This window comes from Salmonella sp. NW884 (genome assembly GCF_051700745.1).
In the GTDB taxonomy this organism is placed as follows: domain Bacteria; phylum Pseudomonadota; class Gammaproteobacteria; order Enterobacterales; family Enterobacteriaceae; genus Salmonella; species Salmonella enterica.
This window is the reverse complement of record NZ_JAMMDE010000001.1, coordinates 535,333-551,036: the sequence shown is the minus strand read 5'-3', so window position 1 is coordinate 551,036 and position 15,704 is coordinate 535,333. Positions and strand designations below refer to the sequence as shown.

Sequence of the window (15,704 nt, the reverse complement as noted above, 5' to 3'; positions counted from 1 at the left end):
CTTTTCATTCTTTGCTAGTTAATGCGCATAAAAATGCAAATGAGAAATATACGCATTTGTATTAAATGTGTAAAACGGTATAAACAGGGAAACTAGAAATATTTTTTAAGCGTACAAAGGCGTCATGGCAGGGGGATATGGCGGTAAGTCCAGCATGTAGTCATTTTTCGCTTAATAAATCGTGGGTTAAAGTTGAAAGAGCGTCGGTAACTCGCTCATACTCTATACTCGCAGTATGGCTCGGCGTAGCATGTGCGCTGCAAGGGCTATTATGAAAAAGGAAAACGTCGTGGCAGAAGAAACTATATTCAGCAAAATTATTCGTCGTGAAATCCCTTCGGATATCGTTTATCAGGATGAGCTGGTCACCGCCTTTCGTGATATTTCACCGCAGGCGCCGACGCATATCTTGATTATTCCCAATATCCTGATCCCAACCGTCAATGACGTGACGGCGGAACATGAACAGGCGTTAGGTCGGATGATCACCGTGGCGGCGAAAATCGCCGAACAGGAAGGCATTGCCGAAGATGGGTATCGTTTAATCATGAATACCAACCGTCATGGGGGTCAGGAAGTTTATCATATCCATATGCACCTACTGGGCGGCCGCCCGCTAGGCCCGATGCTGGCGCATAAAGGCTTGTAAGTATGATCAAAGGATGCATCGCGGTTTCTCTGGGCTTGCTGCTGCTTACCGGCTGCCGGTCACACCCTGAAATTCCGGTAAGCGACGCGCAGTCGCTGGTGATGGAGTCCACGGTTCTGGCGGCGGGCGTCACCGCAGAGCAGCCTGAGCTGACGGCGTCTGATATCCAGCCATCAGCCTCTTCCCGCGTCTATAACGAAAGGCAAGAGCCCATAACCGTTCATTATCGGTTTTACTGGTATGACGCGCGGGGGCTGGAGATGCATCCGCTGGAGGCGCCGCGTAGCGTAACCATACCCGCGCGTTCGTCGGTAACGCTATTTGGCAGCGCCAATTATCTGGGGGCGCATAAGGTCAGGCTTTATCTTTATTTGTGAGGAGTGAATTTTGATGACAAAAATGCATCGCTACGCCGCCATCGCTGCGCTGGCGATATTTCTCTCCGGGTGTATGGCGCAACGTCAACCTGCGCCAGTTGAAGAGGTAAAACCAGCGCCAGAACAACCCGCGCAGCCACCACAGCCTCCTGTTGTGCCGTCTGTGCCAACCATTCCACAGCAACCGGGGCCGATCGAACATGAAGATCAAACGGGCCAGCCAGCGCCTAAGGTGCGCCACTATGACTGGAACGGCGCGATGCAACCGCTGGTCAGCAAAATGTTGCAGGCTGATGGCGTGACGGCCGGAAGCGTATTGCTTGTCGACAGCGTGAATAACCGGACGAATGGGTCGTTAAATGCGAACGAGGCAACGGAAACGTTACGTAATGCGCTGGCGAACAACGGTAAATTTACGCTGGTCTCCGTACAGCAACTCTCGATGGCAAAACAGCAGTTAGGATTGTCTCCGCAGGATAGCCTGGGAACGCGCAGTAAAGCTATTGGCATTGCGCGCAATGTCGGGGCGCAATATGTACTTTACTCCAGCGCATCCGGTAACGTTAACGCGCCTGCATTACAGATGCAGTTAATGCTGGTGCAAACTGGCGAGATAATCTGGTCAGGTAAAGGTGCGGTCCAACAACAATAATCCCTTAACGCGCGACGAGATCCTGTCGCGCTATTTTCCCCAGTATCGTCCCGCCGTCGCCGCATCGCAGGGGCTAAGCGGCGGGAGCTGTATTATTGCTCACGATACTCACCGTGTCGTGCTGCGCCGTCATCACGACCCCGACGCTCCACCAGCCCATTTTTTACGTCATTACCGCGCCTTATCCCAATTGCCGGCCAGTCTTGCGCCGCGAGCGCTTTTTTATACGCCAGGCTGGATGGCGGTAGAATATCTGCATGGTGTGGTAAATTCCGCTCTGCCAGATGCCGACGAACTGGCGGCCTTACTGTATCATTTGCATCAACAGCCGCGTTTTGGCTGGCGTATTGCGCTATCGCCACTATTGGCGCAGTACTGGTCGTGTTGCGATCCGGCAAGGCGTACGCCGTTTTGGTTGCGGCGGCTCAAACAGTTGCAAAAAAACGGTGAACCTCGCCCGCTGCGGCTCGCGCCTTTGCATATGGATGTCCATGGCGACAATATAGTATTAACGTCCGCCGGGTTGAGACTGATTGACTGGGAGTATGCCGGTGACGGCGATATTGCGTTGGAGCTGGCGGCAGTATGGGTTGAGGATGAACGCCAGCACCGACAACTGGCAAACGCTTATGCCGCGTGCGCGCGAATCGACGCCCGGCAGCTATGGCGACAGATACGATTATGGCACCCCTGGGTCATTATGCTAAAAGCAGGGTGGTTCGAATACCGCTGGCGACAAACCGGCGAGCAACAATTTATCAGGCTGGCCGATGAAACCTGGCGCCAGCTACGTATGAAAGGATAAGGAGAGCAGTGTGGGCCCAGTAATGTTGAATGTCGAAGGATGTGAGCTGGATGCGGAGGAGCGCGAGATACTGGCGCATCCGCTGGTTGGCGGGCTTATTCTGTTCACGCGTAATTACCATGACCCGGAACAGTTGCGCGAATTAGTGCGCCAGATTCGGGCGGCATCGCGTAACCATCTGGTGGTGGCCGTCGATCAGGAAGGCGGGCGCGTACAGCGTTTCCGTGAAGGGTTTACCCGCCTGCCCGCGGCGCAATCTTTTTTTGCGCTGCATGGGCTGGAAGAGGGGGGGCGACTGGCGCAGGAGGCAGGGTGGCTGATGGCCAGCGAAATGATCGCGATGGATATTGATATCAGTTTTGCGCCAGTGCTGGATGTCGGGCATATCAGCGCGGCAATTGGCGAGCGTTCTTATCATGCCGATCCCGCAAAAGCGTTGGCAATGGCAACACGCTTTATTGACGGTATGCATGACGCCGGGATGAAAACGACCGGTAAGCATTTCCCCGGCCACGGCGCGGTCACGGCGGACTCCCACAAAGAGACGCCGTGCGATCCACGTCCTGAAACGGACATCCGTGGCAAAGATATGTCGGTGTTCCGCGCGCTGATTAGTGAGAATAAACTGGATGCGATTATGCCTGCCCACGTAATCTACCGCGCTATCGATCCACGCCCGGCAAGCGGTTCGCCGTACTGGCTGAAAACGGTGCTGCGTCAGGAGTTAGGCTTTGACGGCGTCATTTTCTCCGACGATCTGTCGATGGAGGGCGCGGCGATTATGGGCAGCTATGCTGAGCGCGCTCAGGCGTCGCTGGATGCGGGTTGCGATATGATTCTGGTCTGCAATAATCGTAAAGGCGCAGTCAGCGTGCTGGATAATCTGTCGCCGATCAAAGCAGAACGTGTTACACGTTTGTATCATAAAGGTTCATTTTCACGCCGGGAGCTCATGGACTCAGCACGCTGGAAAACAGCCAGCGCCCAGCTCAACCAGTTACATGAACGCTGGCAGGAAGAAAAAGCAGGTCATTAACTCGAGTTTTCGTGAGGGTGCCAGATGATTATTTATTTACACGGTTTTGATTCAAATAGTCCGGGCAACCATGAAAAAGTGTTGCAATTACAGTTTATCGACCCGGATGTTCGGCTGGTAAGCTACAGTACGCGGCATCCTAAGCACGATATGCAGCATCTGCTGAAAGAAGTGGACAAAATGTTGCAGTTGAATGTGGACGAGCGCCCTTTAATCTGTGGCGTGGGGCTGGGCGGTTACTGGGCGGAGCGGATTGGCTTTTTGTGCGATATCCGTCAGGTGGTTTTTAACCCGAACCTGTTCCCCTATGAAAACATGGAGGGGAAAATCGATCGCCCGGAAGAATATGCGGACATCGCTACAAAGTGCGTGACCAACTTTCGCGAAAAAAATCGCGATCGTTGTCTGGTGATCCTCTCGCGTCATGACGAAGCGCTGGACAGCCAACGCTCAGCGCAAGCGCTTCACCCGTTTTATGAAATTGTGTGGGATGAGGAACAGACTCACAAATTCAAAAATATTTCGCCGCATTTGCAACGTATCAAAGCGTTTAAAACGCTGGGGTAACGCCCCCGGCAATATGGCGTTATCAGTGACCGGATAACCAGCCTTGCGGCTGGTTTTTTTATGCTCAATTCTCGCAAACTGTCTATCTTTTCAGCATGAAAACTTGATGCACATCAATTTTGGTATGACCAATGCACCGTTCATGCTATTCTCATATCAGAAGCTTATTCTCATTAACGTAACTTGTTGTTAATTAAAGGCTATGTTAATAACTTTTAATTAACAATTGGTTAATAAATTTAAGGGGGTCACGTTGACTACACCATTAAAAAAGATCGTGATTGTCGGCGGCGGCGCTGGCGGGCTGGAAATGGCGACGCAGTTAGGCCATAAACTGGGGCGCAAGAAAAAAGCGAAAATCACGCTGGTAGACAGAAATCACAGCCATCTGTGGAAACCATTGCTGCACGAAGTGGCGACTGGCTCTCTGGACGAAGGCGTGGATGCGCTGAGCTATCTGGCCCATGCGCGCAATCATGGTTTCCAGTTCCAACTGGGGTCGGTGATGGATATCGATCGCGAAGCGAAAACCATCACTATTGCCGAGTTACGTGATGAAAAGGGCGAACTGCTGGTGCCGGAGCGCAAAATCGCGTATGACACGCTGGTGATGGCGCTGGGCAGCACCTCTAATGATTTCAACACGCCGGGCGTGAAAGAGCACTGTATCTTCCTCGATAACCCGCATCAGGCGCGCCGTTTTCACCAGGAGATGCTGAACTTGTTCCTCAAGTATTCGGCTAACCTGGGCGCGAACGGTAAGGTCAATATCGCCATCGTTGGCGGCGGTGCGACGGGGGTTGAGCTGTCGGCTGAACTGCATAATGCGGTAAAACAGCTGCATAGCTATGGTTATAAGGGGCTGACCAACGACGCGCTGAACGTGACGTTGGTTGAGGCTGGCGAGCGTATTCTGCCTGCGTTGCCGCCGCGTATCTCCAGCGCCGCGCATAATGAACTGACCAAACTGGGCGTTCGCGTGCTGACGCAAACTATGGTCACCAGCGCCGACGAAGGCGGTCTGCATACGAAAGAAGGTGAATATATTCAGGCCGATCTGATGGTGTGGGCGGCGGGTATCAAAGCGCCAGATTTTATGAAAGAGATTGGTGGTCTGGAAACGAACCGCATTAACCAACTGGTGGTGGAACCGACGCTGCAAACCACGCGCGATCCTGATATTTATGCGATTGGCGACTGCGCTTCCTGCGCACGTCCGGAGGGAGGTTTTGTGCCGCCTCGCGCTCAGGCGGCGCATCAGATGGCTACCTGCGCGATGAATAACATTCTGGCGCAGATGAATGGCAAACCGCTGAAAGCTTACCAGTATAAAGATCATGGTTCGCTGGTCTCTCTGTCCAACTTCTCTACCGTGGGTAGTCTGATGGGGAACCTGACCCGCGGTTCAATGATGATTGAAGGACGTATCGCCCGCTTCGTGTATATCTCGCTATACCGTATGCACCAGATAGCGCTGCATGGATACTTTAAAACCGGCCTGATGATGTTGGTGGGCAGTATTAACCGCGTCATTCGTCCGCGCCTGAAACTGCATTAATTTCTCTGCGCCTCACCGGCTGCTCGCGCCGGTGAGCGCTTCTACATCACTCGCTTCGGAGTTGTCCGAATCCTTCAGCTTTACCGCCTCATCCCGCATTTTTCATCCTCATTCCGATTGGCTTTGTTCGCATACTGGTTGCAAAATTGTTACCAATAGCAACGAAGGAGGAACTCCCGTGAATAAATCAATGTTGGCGGGTATAGGGATTGGCGTAGCGGCTGCGCTGGGTGTGGCGGCAGTGGCCAGTCTCAACGTATTTGATCGTGGTCCGCAATATGCGCAGGTGATATCGGCTAAACCGATTAAAGAGACGGTAAAAACGCCGCGTCAGGAGTGCCGTAATGTCACGGTCACGCATCGCAGACCGGTTCAGGACGAAAACCGTATTGCCGGCTCGGTGCTTGGCGCAGTAGCAGGCGGCGTGATTGGACATCAATTTGGCGGCGGTCGTGGTAAAGATGTGGCGACGGTCGTCGGGGCGCTGGGCGGCGGTTATGCTGGCAATCAAATCCAGGGATCAATGCAAGAAAGTGATACCTACACTACCACGCAGCAACGCTGTAAGACGGTGTATGACAAATCTGAAAAGATGCTTGGCTACGACGTGACCTACAAAATTGGCGATCAGCAGGGCAAAATCCGCATGGATAAAGACCCCGGAACGCAAATTCCCCTCGACGGCAATGGCCAACTGGTTCTGAATAACAAAGCATAAAAAAGCTGTACTCTGCAAGTTAGCCCCTCATTCGCTCAGGCTGAGGGGCTTTTTTTATCCGAAGCCGCGTCGTTCAGGACTTGAGTAGTTCAGGCCAGATGCGCAGAGTCGTACGCGTAATTTGCATCAGTTGTTCGAAGGTGGCTCCTTCACGGGCGCTGATCGACATTCCCTGTAAAATACAGTTTATATATTCCGCGAGCGCCTGCGGGTTACAGTGCGCCGGAATTTCACCGCGCTCCTGACGTTGGCGCAGAAACTGGATGAGCGTCTGTTCCTGCATGGCGTGGCGTGATTTTACCGTGCGGGCGATATCGCGCGAGGAGGCGGCGAGGGTGGCGGACGTATTAATCATAAAGCAGCCAGCCGGCGTGTCTGTACTGGTAAAGCAGGCGGCAATTTCTGTGAAGTAATCTTCCAGCGCCGATTCCACGCTTTTCTCTTCACAAAACAGCTGGGCTTCGTGCTTTGAGGCAAAGCGAGTGATGTAGCGATCCAGTACAGCGCGAAATAATCCTTCTTTATTAGTGAATTCCGCATAGAGAGTAGGCGCTTTCGCCCCGGTAGCCTCTACGAGATCGGCAAGCGAAGTTGCTTCATAGCCGTGCTGCCAGAAGAGAGTCATGGCCTTATCAAGCGCGGCTTCCCTGTCGAACACTTTTGGTCGGCCACGGCTTTTCTTCGCGCAACTCGTGGTATCCGTTGTCATGATGCCGTTGTACCTGTTTAAAGAGCGGTCTCTCTATTATAAAAACAAACCACTTCTGGCTCCAGATTATTCATTAGAAAAATAAATCAATTCTATTCACATGAAAAATAACATCTTTATAAATTATATAACGATCATTATAAAAAGAGGTTGACGTGTGATGTAGATCACATCTATGATTAATTTATCGATCGTTAAGTTAATGCTTACGACACCCATTAATCTGCTAAAGGTCATCACTATGAAAAACGTAAAAACCCTCATCGCTGCTGCGGTACTGAGTTCGCTCTCATTCGCCAGCTTCGCCGCCGTTGAAGTTCAGGCAACGCCAGAAGGTCAACAGAAGTTCGGCACCATTTCCGCGAATGGCGGCACGAATCTGGGCTCGCTGGAAGATCAGCTGGCGCAAAAAGCGCAGGAGATGGGGGCGAAGTCTTTCCGTATTACCTCTGTTACCGGCCCGAATACCCTTCACGGTACGGCGGTAATCTATAAGTAAGCATTAACCCTCATTAATGCCGCTGCGATTGCCACAATAAAAAAAGAAAGCCTCGCGATGCATCGCGAGGCTTTTTTGTCGGTCAGCTATTCACGCTTACAGCGACTGCGGTTTCGCCTCTGATTGACGGGTTACATCCACCGGCATTCCGGAACGCACTTCCATAACATGTTCCATCACCGCAGCATCGGTCTGCGGCGCGTCCTTAAAGGCCTGCATCGGGCCATTCAGCACAATCGGCAGCACCTGTGGATCGTCGCCTATATTTTTAGACAGCGGCTGATGAACTTCCACCAGTCGCACGCCGCCTGGCTCCACCGAGGCTTTAATCGGCGTATTGATTATATTCACTTTGGTTCCCGGCGTGACCTGACGGAACAATGTCTCTATATCACCGTCGCGCAGACGGATACAGCCGGAACTGACGCGCATACCAATGCCAAAATCGGCATTCGTGCCATGTAACAGATAGACGCCGCCGTAGGCCGCTAAACGAATCGCGTGATGCCCCATTGGGTTATCGGGACCGGCAGGCACCACGGCGGGGAGATCGATGCCTTGCGCTTTATAACGGGCGCGAATATTGGCGGTCGGCGTCCAGGTTGGATTGGCGCGTTTATCCGAAATGGTCGTCACCATCGTTGGCGTCAGGGTATCGCCGCCTAGTTGGCCAATCCCGATAGGGTAGACCGTGACCGTATTTTTCCCCGGTTGATAATAGTAAAGCCGTAATTCCGCGAGGTTAATGACGATACCTTCACGTGGCGCGTCCGGTAGCAGCGTTTGCAGAGGAATCGTCAGCACGCTGCCTGCGCGTGGCACGTAAGGATCAATGCCAGGGTTGGCCTGTAACAGGGCTAAAAAGCCCACATTATATTTTTTGGCGATCGCCTCCAGCGAGCCGCCGTCGTCTTCAACGACATGGAATTTATTTTCTCCCACCAGTCGACTGCCGGGGGGGGGAAGAGGCCACGTATTCGCCTGCGCGGGAAGGGCAAGCATGATGGTCGCGGTAAGCGCAAACAACGCCCACCAGCGAGAGAGTCGCGTATTGTTGAACATTATAATAAACCCATGATTATTATGTGGTTATTTTTATAAAAGAGGAAATAAGAATTATGGCGGCTGGCTGTGTCTGGAACTGCAGGGAAGTGCAAAGAATTTGTAAAGATTAGGCCGGACGCAGAGTAATGACGCCCGACCTGACGCTTATGCAATAGCGTTTTCTTCCAGTTGCTGCATGAACTGGCGTACCCAGTCTATACGCGTTTTACGTTCGCTTAAATCCTGAATAAACTTGAGGCGCGTCGGGCCATCCAGACGGAAATGCTGCGGCTGTTTTTGCAGCAACCCGATAAGCCAGGCGGGGTCAACGTGGTTTTTCTCGGCGAACTCAATCGTTCCGCCTTTCTCGTTACCCTCCAGTTTTCGGATGCCGAGCTTTTGCGCCTGTTGGCGCAGGCGGGCGATATCCAGCAGATTACGCGCCGGATCGGGCAGCAGGCCGAAGCGATCGATCAATTCCACTTTGATCTCTTCCAGCTCGTTTTCGTTCTTCGCGCTGGCAATGCGTTTATAGAATGACAGCCGGGTATTAACATCCGGAATAAAATCATCCGGCAGTAACGACGGCATTCGCAGCTCGACTTCCGTTTGCTGACTGGTGAGATCTTCCAGCGAGGGTTCGCGGCCTGCTTTCAGCGCATCAACGGCGTTTTCCAACAGTTCCATGTAGAGTGAGAAGCCAATGGTTTCCATTGAGCCGCTTTGCTCTTCGCCAAGCAGCTCGCCCGCGCCGCGGATCTCCAGATCGTGGGTCGCCAGCGCAAACCCGGCGCCTAAATCCTCCAGCGACGCAATCGCCTCCAGCCGTTTTTGCGCATCGGTGGTCATGGCCTTAGGATGTGGCGTCAACAGCCAGGCATAGGCCTGGTGGTGAGAGCGCCCAACGCGGCCACGCAACTGGTGCAACTGCGCGAGGCCGAAATGATCCGCGCGTTCAATGATGATCGTGTTTGCGGTGGGGATATCAATCCCCGTTTCGATAATGGTAGTACACACCAGCACGTTAAAACGTTGATGGTGGAAATCGTTCATGACTCGTTCCAGCTCACGTTCGCGCATCTGCCCGTGGCCTATAGCGATTCGCGCTTCCGGCACCAGTTCCGCCAGCCGCTCTGCGGCTTTCTGAATATTTTCGACGTCATTGTACAAATAGTAAACCTGACCGCCGCGCAGGATTTCACGCAGAATCGCTTCCCTTACTACCAGGCTATCATACTCGCGGACAAAGGTTTTTACCGCCAGACGACGGGCAGGGGGGGTGGCGATAATGGAGAGATCGCGCATACCGCTCATCGCCATATTCAGCGTCCGCGGGATCGGCGTCGCCGTGAGCGTCAGAATATCGACATCGGCGCGCATCGCCTTAATTCGCTCTTTGTGGCGCACGCCGAAACGGTGCTCTTCATCGACAATCAGCAGGCCGAGGTCGCGCAGCTTCACATCGCTTTGTAGCAGTTTATGCGTACCGATCAGAATATCGATCTTACCCTCGGCGGCTTCCGCCAGGATTTGCGTCTGCTCTTTGGCGCTGCGAAAGCGGGACAGCATCTCAATGCGTACCGGCCAGTTGGCGAAACGGTCGCGGAAGTTGTCATAGTGTTGCTGCGCCAGCAGCGTAGTCGGCACCAGTACCGCTACTTGTTTATGGTTTTCCACTGCCAGGAACGCGGCGCGCATCGCCACTTCGGTTTTGCCGAAGCCGACGTCGCCGCACACCAGCCTGTCCATCGCCAGCGGTTGGCACATATCGCTCAATACGGCGTTAATCGCCTGTGCCTGATCGGGCGTCGTTTCAAACGGGAAGCTGTCGCAGAATAACTGATACTGCTCACGATCATGCTTAAAGGCAAAACCCTCTTTTGCCGCCCGTTGCGCATAAATATCCAACAGTTCCGCTGCGACATCGCGCACTTTTTCCGCCGCTTTCTGCCGGGCGCGCGACCAGGCGTCGCCGCCCAGTTTATGCAGCGGCGCACTTTCTTCCGCGCCGCCAGCATAGCGGCTAATCAGATGCAATGAGGAGACCGGCACATACAGTTTGGCGTCATTGGCGTAGGTGAGCATCAGATACTCACCCTTGATGCCGCCAGCTTCCAGAGTGGTCATGCCGGCATAGCGTCCGACGCCGTGCTCCAGATGCACTACCGGCTGACCGACGTGGAGCTCCGCCAGGTTACGAATCAACGTATCCGGGTTGATCGTGCGGCGGGAATCCAGGCGGCGACGCGCGACCCGTTCACCCAGGAGATCGCTTTCACAAATCAGCGCCAGATTGCGTTGGGTGTCGATAAAGCCATGTTCTGCGGCGCCAATCATCAGATAGCGTCCCGCATCCTGCGCCTCGTCCAGGCGTAATATCCGCTTCGGCGCGATTTTTATGCGAGCCAGGAGCTCTCCCAGCGCTTCGCGGCGTCCTTCGCTTTCCACAGAAAAAATCACCGGGCCGCTGAAAGATTCGAGGAACTTACGTAGCGCGTCCAGCGGCGCTTTCTGCTGTGCCTGGATAGCCAAATCCGGTAATTTCTGGAAACCGAGATTGGTATTGGCGGCTTTTTCCGGCAGATGGTCGGTTTTAAGCTGGAGGCGCGGCCAGCGTTTAAGCTCGGAAAAGAGCTCATCTACCCGTAGCCAGAGGGCTTCCGGCGGCAAAAGCGGACGCATAGGATCGACGCCGCGATTTTCAAAACGCGCCAGCGTGTCGGCCTGAAAACGTTCGGCGCTGGTTTCCAGCGAGCCGGTATTCACCACCAGAGTATTGGCGGGGAAGTAGCTAAATAATGGCGGTAACGGTTCGCTGAAAAAGAGCGGCTGCCAGTATTCGATCCCGGCGGGCAGGGTGCCTTTGCTGACCTGCTGATAGATGTGCTCGGCGTCGCGTTTTACCTCAAAGGTATCGCGCCATTGGCTACGGAAAAGCTCAATAGCGGCTTTGTCGGTAGGAAATTCGTGCGCGGGCAACAAATTGATGGCCTCGACCTCCTCCAGCGTACGCTGGGTATCCGCGTCAAACAGACGCAGGCTGTCGATTTCATCATCAAAAAAGTCGAGGCGATAAGGCTGTTCGCTGCCCATCGGAAAGAGATCCAACAGCGCGCCGCGCGTCGCGTATTCGCCATGCTCCATCACCTGATCGACATGCCGATAACCGGCGCTGTCAAGCTGCGCGCGCAGAGCGTCGCGGGACAGCCGCTGGCCTTTTTTCATCACCAGCGCATGACCATGCAGATAGCTATGCGGACAAACGCGCTGCATCAGGGTGTTTACCGGTACAATCAAGACGCCGCGCTGCATCGACGGCAACTGGTAGAGCGTGGACAGACGCGAAGAGATAATTTCCTGATGCGGGGAGAAGCTGTCATACGGTAGCGTTTCCCAGTCCGCCAGGTTCATGACCATCTGATCGGTAAACTGGCGGATTTCATCATGCAATCGCAGAGCATTTTGCATGTCAGGCGCTATGAGTACCACCGGACCGGCATGGCGTTCGGCTATCTCCGCCACCAGCGTAGCGCAGGCGGCACCGGTAAGTTCGCCCAACTGGCGCAGATCGCCCGCTTTTGTCGGCAGCGTGTAACGTTGTTTTTCAGGCATAACGGTTGTCAGTATCTCTTTTTGTTTTACGCCGCACTCTACGCGTCACCCTTCAGGCTGCTTCATGGTTGGCTGCGCGCCGGGACAGCATGAAGGACTCAGGTATTCAGGGGCATATGACTGATAAGCAATGTTCTTTATTATCCGCGATCGTTGTTTATTAGCAAATTGAATCCGCCGGATAACGCGCCGAACAGGTAAAGTATGAACATGTAAGTGACTTGATTTGTCGGCCTTTTTCAGAATAACGCTGACGAACTCTTACGGTTCAGACATTTACGCATTCCGCTTTCGCTTATATACTCGGGACTTTGCTAACAGCAACCAGACGGATTACATGTATCAACCTGTCGCTCTATTCATCGGCCTGCGTTACATGCGCGGGCGTGCAGCAGATCGCTTCGGTCGCTTCGTTTCCTGGCTTTCCACTATCGGCATTACCCTGGGGGTGATGGCGCTGGTCACGGTATTGTCGGTGATGAACGGTTTTGAGCGCGAACTGCAAAATAACATTCTTGGTTTGATGCCTCAGGCCATCCTCTCTGCTGAACATGGCTCTCTTAACCCGAATCAGATGCCGGAAAAAGCGGTGAATCTGCAAGGCGTTAACCGTATTGCGCCGCTGACGACGGGCGATGTCGTACTGCAAAGCGCGCGTAGCGTTGCGGTTGGCGTGATGTTGGGTATCGATCCGGCGCAAAAAGATCCGTTAACGCCGTATCTGGTCAATGTGAAGCAAAGCGAATTACAGCCGGGTAAGTATAATGTCATCCTCGGCGAGCAGCTCGCCGGACAGTTAGGGGTCAACCGCGGCGATCAGATTCGGCTAATGGTGCCATCTGCCAGCCAGTTTACGCCAATGGGACGTCTGCCCAGCCAGCGTCTGTTTACGGTGATTGGCACATTTGCCGCCAATAGCGAGGTCGATGGCTATGAAATGCTGGTCAATATTCAGGACGCGTCGCGTTTAATGCGCTATCCGGCAGGCAATATTACCGGCTGGCGTCTGTGGCTGGATGAACCGCTGCAAGTCGATACCCTCAGCCAACAGACGCTGCCGCAAGGCACGAAGTGGCAGGACTGGCGCGAACGTAAAGGCGAGTTGTTCCAGGCTGTGCGCATGGAAAAGAACATGATGGGATTGTTGCTGAGCCTCATCGTGGCGGTCGCGGCTTTTAACATTATTACTTCGTTGGGTCTGATGGTCATGGAGAAGCAGGGCGAAGTGGCGATTTTACAAACTCAAGGGCTGACGCCGCGACAAATTATGATGGTCTTTATGGTGCAGGGCGCCAGCGCCGGGATTATCGGCGCGCTGTTGGGCGCCGCGCTGGGCGCATTGCTTGCCAGCCAACTGAATAACCTGATGCCGATCATCGGCGCGTTTCTGGATGGCGCTGCGTTGCCCGTGGCGATAGAGCCGTTACAGGTGATCGTTATCGCTCTGGTGGCAATGGCCATCGCGCTGCTTTCTACGCTTTATCCTTCCTGGCGCGCTGCCGCCACTCAACCCGCTGAGGCTTTACGTTATGAATAAGATCCTGTTGCAATGCGACAACCTGTGCAAACGCTATCAGGAAGGCACCGTACAAACCGACGTGTTGCACGATGTCAGCTTCAGTATCGGCGAAGGCGAAATGATGGCGATCGTCGGCAGTTCCGGTTCGGGTAAAAGTACGTTGCTGCATCTGTTAGGCGGGCTGGATACGCCTACCTCCGGCGATGTGATTTTTAGCGGCCAGCCGATGAGCAAACTCTCTTCTGCGGCAAAAGCGGAATTACGTAACCAGAAACTGGGGTTTATCTATCAGTTTCATCATCTCCTGCCGGATTTTACGGCGCTGGAAAACGTGGCGATGCCATTATTGATTGGCAAAAAGAAACCGGCGGAGATTGACGCTCGGGCGCGAGAAATGCTGCACGCTGTAGGGCTGGAGCATCGCGCAACCCATCGACCTTCGGAACTTTCCGGCGGTGAGCGCCAGCGTGTCGCGATAGCGCGCGCGTTGGTGAATAACCCGCGTCTGGTACTGGCGGATGAGCCGACCGGTAATCTGGATGCGCGTAATGCCGACAGTATTTTTGAGCTTCTGGGCGAGTTAAATCGTCTGCAGGGAACCGCGTTTCTGGTGGTGACTCACGATTTGCAACTGGCGAAACGTATGAGCCGCCAGCTTGAGATGCGCGATGGCCGCCTGACGGCGGAACTGAGCCTGATGGGGGCTGAGTAATGGCGTCGCCTTTATCATTGTTAATTGGCTTGCGCTTCAGCCGTGGGCGGCGGCGCGGCGGTATGGTTTCGCTCATTTCCGTCATTTCTACCATCGGTATCGCGCTGGGCGTGGCGGTATTGATTGTCGGTTTAAGCGCGATGAACGGTTTCGAACGCGAGTTGAATAACCGTATTCTGGCGGTGGTTCCACACGGAGAGATTGAAGCGGTCAATCAGCCGTGGACCAACTGGCGTGAAGCGCTGGCAAAAGTGCAGAAGGTACCGGGCATTGCCGCCGCCGCGCCGTATATCAACTTTACCGGCCTGGTAGAGAGCGGGGCCAATTTGCGCGCCATTCAGGTTAAAGGCGTCGACCCTAAGCAAGAGCAGCAGCTTAGCGCGTTACCGTCATTTGTGCAAAATCACGGCTGGGATCATTTCAAAGCGGGCGAGCAGCAGATCATTATCGGCAAAGGCGTCGCCGATGCGCTGAACGTGAAACAGGGCGACTGGGTGTCCATCATGATCCCCAATGCGAATGCCGACCATAAGCTGCTCCAGCCCAAACGCGTGCGTTTGCATGTCATCGGGATTCTGCAACTGAGCGGCCAGCTCGATCACAGCTTCGCCATGATCCCGCTTGAGGATGCGCAGCAGTATCTGGATATGGGGTCCAGCGTTTCCGGTATCGCGCTTAAAGTCCACGACGTGTTTAATGCGAACAAACTGGTGCGTGATGCGGGTGAGGTGACTAACAGCTATGTCTACATTAAGAGCTGGATCGGCACCTACGGCTATATGTATCGCGATATCCAGATGATTCGCGCCATTATGTATCTGGCGATGATTCTGGTGATCGGCGTGGCCTGTTTTAATATCGTTTCCACCTTAGTGATGGCGGTAAAAGACAAAAGCGGCGACATTGCGGTATTAAGAACGCTGGGGGCGAAAGATGGTTTGATTCGTGCCATTTTCGTCTGGTACGGACTACTGGCGGGCTTGCTGGGCAGCTTGATTGGCGTGGCGATCGGCGTTGTCGTTTCGCTTCAGCTTACCGCCATTATTAATGGGATTGAAAAGGCGATCGGGCATCAGTTTTTGTCCGGCGATATCTATTTTATCGACTTCCTGCCATCCGAATTACATTGGCTGGACGTTGTTTACGTACTGGTCACGGCGTTGTTGTTAAGCTTACTGGCGAGCTGGTATCCGGCGCGGCGGGCGAGCAACATTGACCCTGCGCGAGTATTGAGCGGCCAGTAATCG

At 53.9% G+C, this 15,704-nt stretch carries 15 protein-coding genes; 12 read left to right on the top strand and 3 right to left on the bottom strand.

Annotation, left to right across the window (positions count from 1 at the left end; all coding sequences use genetic code 11):
• Positions 1 to 289: 289 nt before the first annotated feature.
• From hinT to NA197_RS02785, 8 genes are all read left to right on the top strand, one after another.
• On the top strand, positions 290 to 649 hold the full coding sequence (gene hinT, locus NA197_RS02820; RefSeq protein ID WP_001532068.1) for a purine nucleoside phosphoramidase: 360 nt from the start codon (positions 290 to 292) through the stop codon (positions 647 to 649).
• 2 nt (positions 650 to 651) lie between these two features.
• Complete coding sequence (locus NA197_RS02815) at positions 652 to 1,026, top strand: YcfL family protein (RefSeq protein ID WP_000589565.1); 375 nt, start codon at positions 652 to 654, stop codon at positions 1,024 to 1,026.
• 13 nt (positions 1,027 to 1,039) lie between these two features.
• Complete coding sequence (lpoB, locus tag NA197_RS02810; protein WP_000164359.1) at positions 1,040 to 1,678, top strand: penicillin-binding protein activator LpoB; 639 nt, start codon at positions 1,040 to 1,042, stop codon at positions 1,676 to 1,678.
• Positions 1,659 to 2,483 carry a thiamine kinase gene (gene thiK, locus NA197_RS02805; protein WP_001257334.1) on the top strand — a complete coding sequence of 275 codons (825 nt, stop codon included), beginning with the start codon at positions 1,659 to 1,661 and terminating at the stop codon, positions 2,481 to 2,483. Before lpoB ends, thiK begins: the two co-directional genes overlap by 20 nt.
• A 10-nt stretch (positions 2,484 to 2,493) precedes the next feature.
• A complete protein-coding gene (nagZ, locus tag NA197_RS02800) occupies positions 2,494 to 3,519 on the top strand; it encodes a beta-N-acetylhexosaminidase (protein WP_000529339.1) in 1,026 nt (341 codons plus the stop codon).
• A gap of 24 nt (positions 3,520 to 3,543) precedes the next feature.
• On the top strand, positions 3,544 to 4,086 hold the full coding sequence (gene ycfP / locus NA197_RS02795; RefSeq protein ID WP_000587943.1) for an alpha/beta hydrolase YcfP: 543 nt from the start codon (positions 3,544 to 3,546) through the stop codon (positions 4,084 to 4,086).
• Between the two features lie 253 nt (positions 4,087 to 4,339).
• Positions 4,340 to 5,644: an NADH-quinone dehydrogenase gene (gene ndh / locus NA197_RS02790; protein WP_000211053.1), complete on the top strand. Its 1,305-nt coding sequence runs from the start codon at positions 4,340 to 4,342 to the stop codon at positions 5,642 to 5,644.
• A 178-nt stretch (positions 5,645 to 5,822) separates the two neighbouring features.
• Positions 5,823 to 6,362 carry a glycine zipper 2TM domain-containing protein gene (locus NA197_RS02785; protein WP_001043449.1) on the top strand — a complete coding sequence of 180 codons (540 nt, stop codon included), beginning with the start codon at positions 5,823 to 5,825 and terminating at the stop codon, positions 6,360 to 6,362.
• 73 nt (positions 6,363 to 6,435) lie between these two features.
• Here NA197_RS02785 and comR read toward each other — a convergent pair whose 3' ends face one another.
• Complete coding sequence (comR, locus tag NA197_RS02780; RefSeq protein WP_000205986.1) at positions 6,436 to 7,071, bottom strand: TetR family copper-responsive transcriptional repressor ComR; 636 nt, start codon at positions 7,069 to 7,071, stop codon at positions 6,436 to 6,438.
• Positions 7,072 to 7,312: 241 nt separating this feature from the next.
• Here comR and bhsA point away from each other — a divergent pair, with 241 nt between their 5' ends.
• On the top strand, positions 7,313 to 7,570 hold the full coding sequence (gene bhsA / locus NA197_RS02775) for a multiple stress resistance protein BhsA (RefSeq protein WP_000800159.1): 258 nt from the start codon (positions 7,313 to 7,315) through the stop codon (positions 7,568 to 7,570).
• 96 nt (positions 7,571 to 7,666) lie between these two features.
• On the opposite strand, the gene ldtC is transcribed toward bhsA, so the two are convergent.
• Together ldtC and mfd are read right to left on the bottom strand one after the other, a co-directional pair.
• On the bottom strand, positions 7,667 to 8,632 hold the full coding sequence (gene ldtC, locus NA197_RS02770) for a L,D-transpeptidase LdtC (RefSeq protein ID WP_023233933.1): 966 nt from the start codon (positions 8,630 to 8,632) through the stop codon (positions 7,667 to 7,669).
• A gap of 147 nt (positions 8,633 to 8,779) precedes the next feature.
• Positions 8,780 to 12,226: a transcription-repair coupling factor gene (gene mfd, locus NA197_RS02765; RefSeq protein WP_064043271.1), complete on the bottom strand. Its 3,447-nt coding sequence runs from the start codon at positions 12,224 to 12,226 to the stop codon at positions 8,780 to 8,782.
• A gap of 337 nt (positions 12,227 to 12,563) precedes the next feature.
• Here mfd and lolC point away from each other — a divergent pair, with 337 nt between their 5' ends.
• Genes lolC through lolE form a run of 3 tightly spaced genes read left to right on the top strand, consistent with a single transcriptional unit; the run spans position 12,564 to position 15,701 of the window.
• Positions 12,564 to 13,763, top strand: coding sequence for a lipoprotein-releasing ABC transporter permease subunit LolC (lolC, locus tag NA197_RS02760; RefSeq protein ID WP_001518787.1), 1,200 nt, complete (start codon positions 12,564 to 12,566; stop codon positions 13,761 to 13,763).
• Entirely contained in the window at positions 13,756 to 14,457 is a 702-nt protein-coding gene (gene lolD, locus NA197_RS02755) for a lipoprotein-releasing ABC transporter ATP-binding protein LolD (RefSeq protein ID WP_001033714.1), read from the top strand. The genes lolC and lolD overlap by 8 nt, the downstream gene beginning before the upstream one ends.
• Positions 14,457 to 15,701 (top strand): lipoprotein-releasing ABC transporter permease subunit LolE, encoded by a 1,245-nt coding sequence (lolE, locus tag NA197_RS02750; protein ID WP_023233932.1) that lies wholly within the window; start codon positions 14,457 to 14,459, stop codon positions 15,699 to 15,701. Before lolD ends, lolE begins: the two co-directional genes overlap by 1 nt.
• Positions 15,702 to 15,704 lie beyond the last annotated feature (3 nt).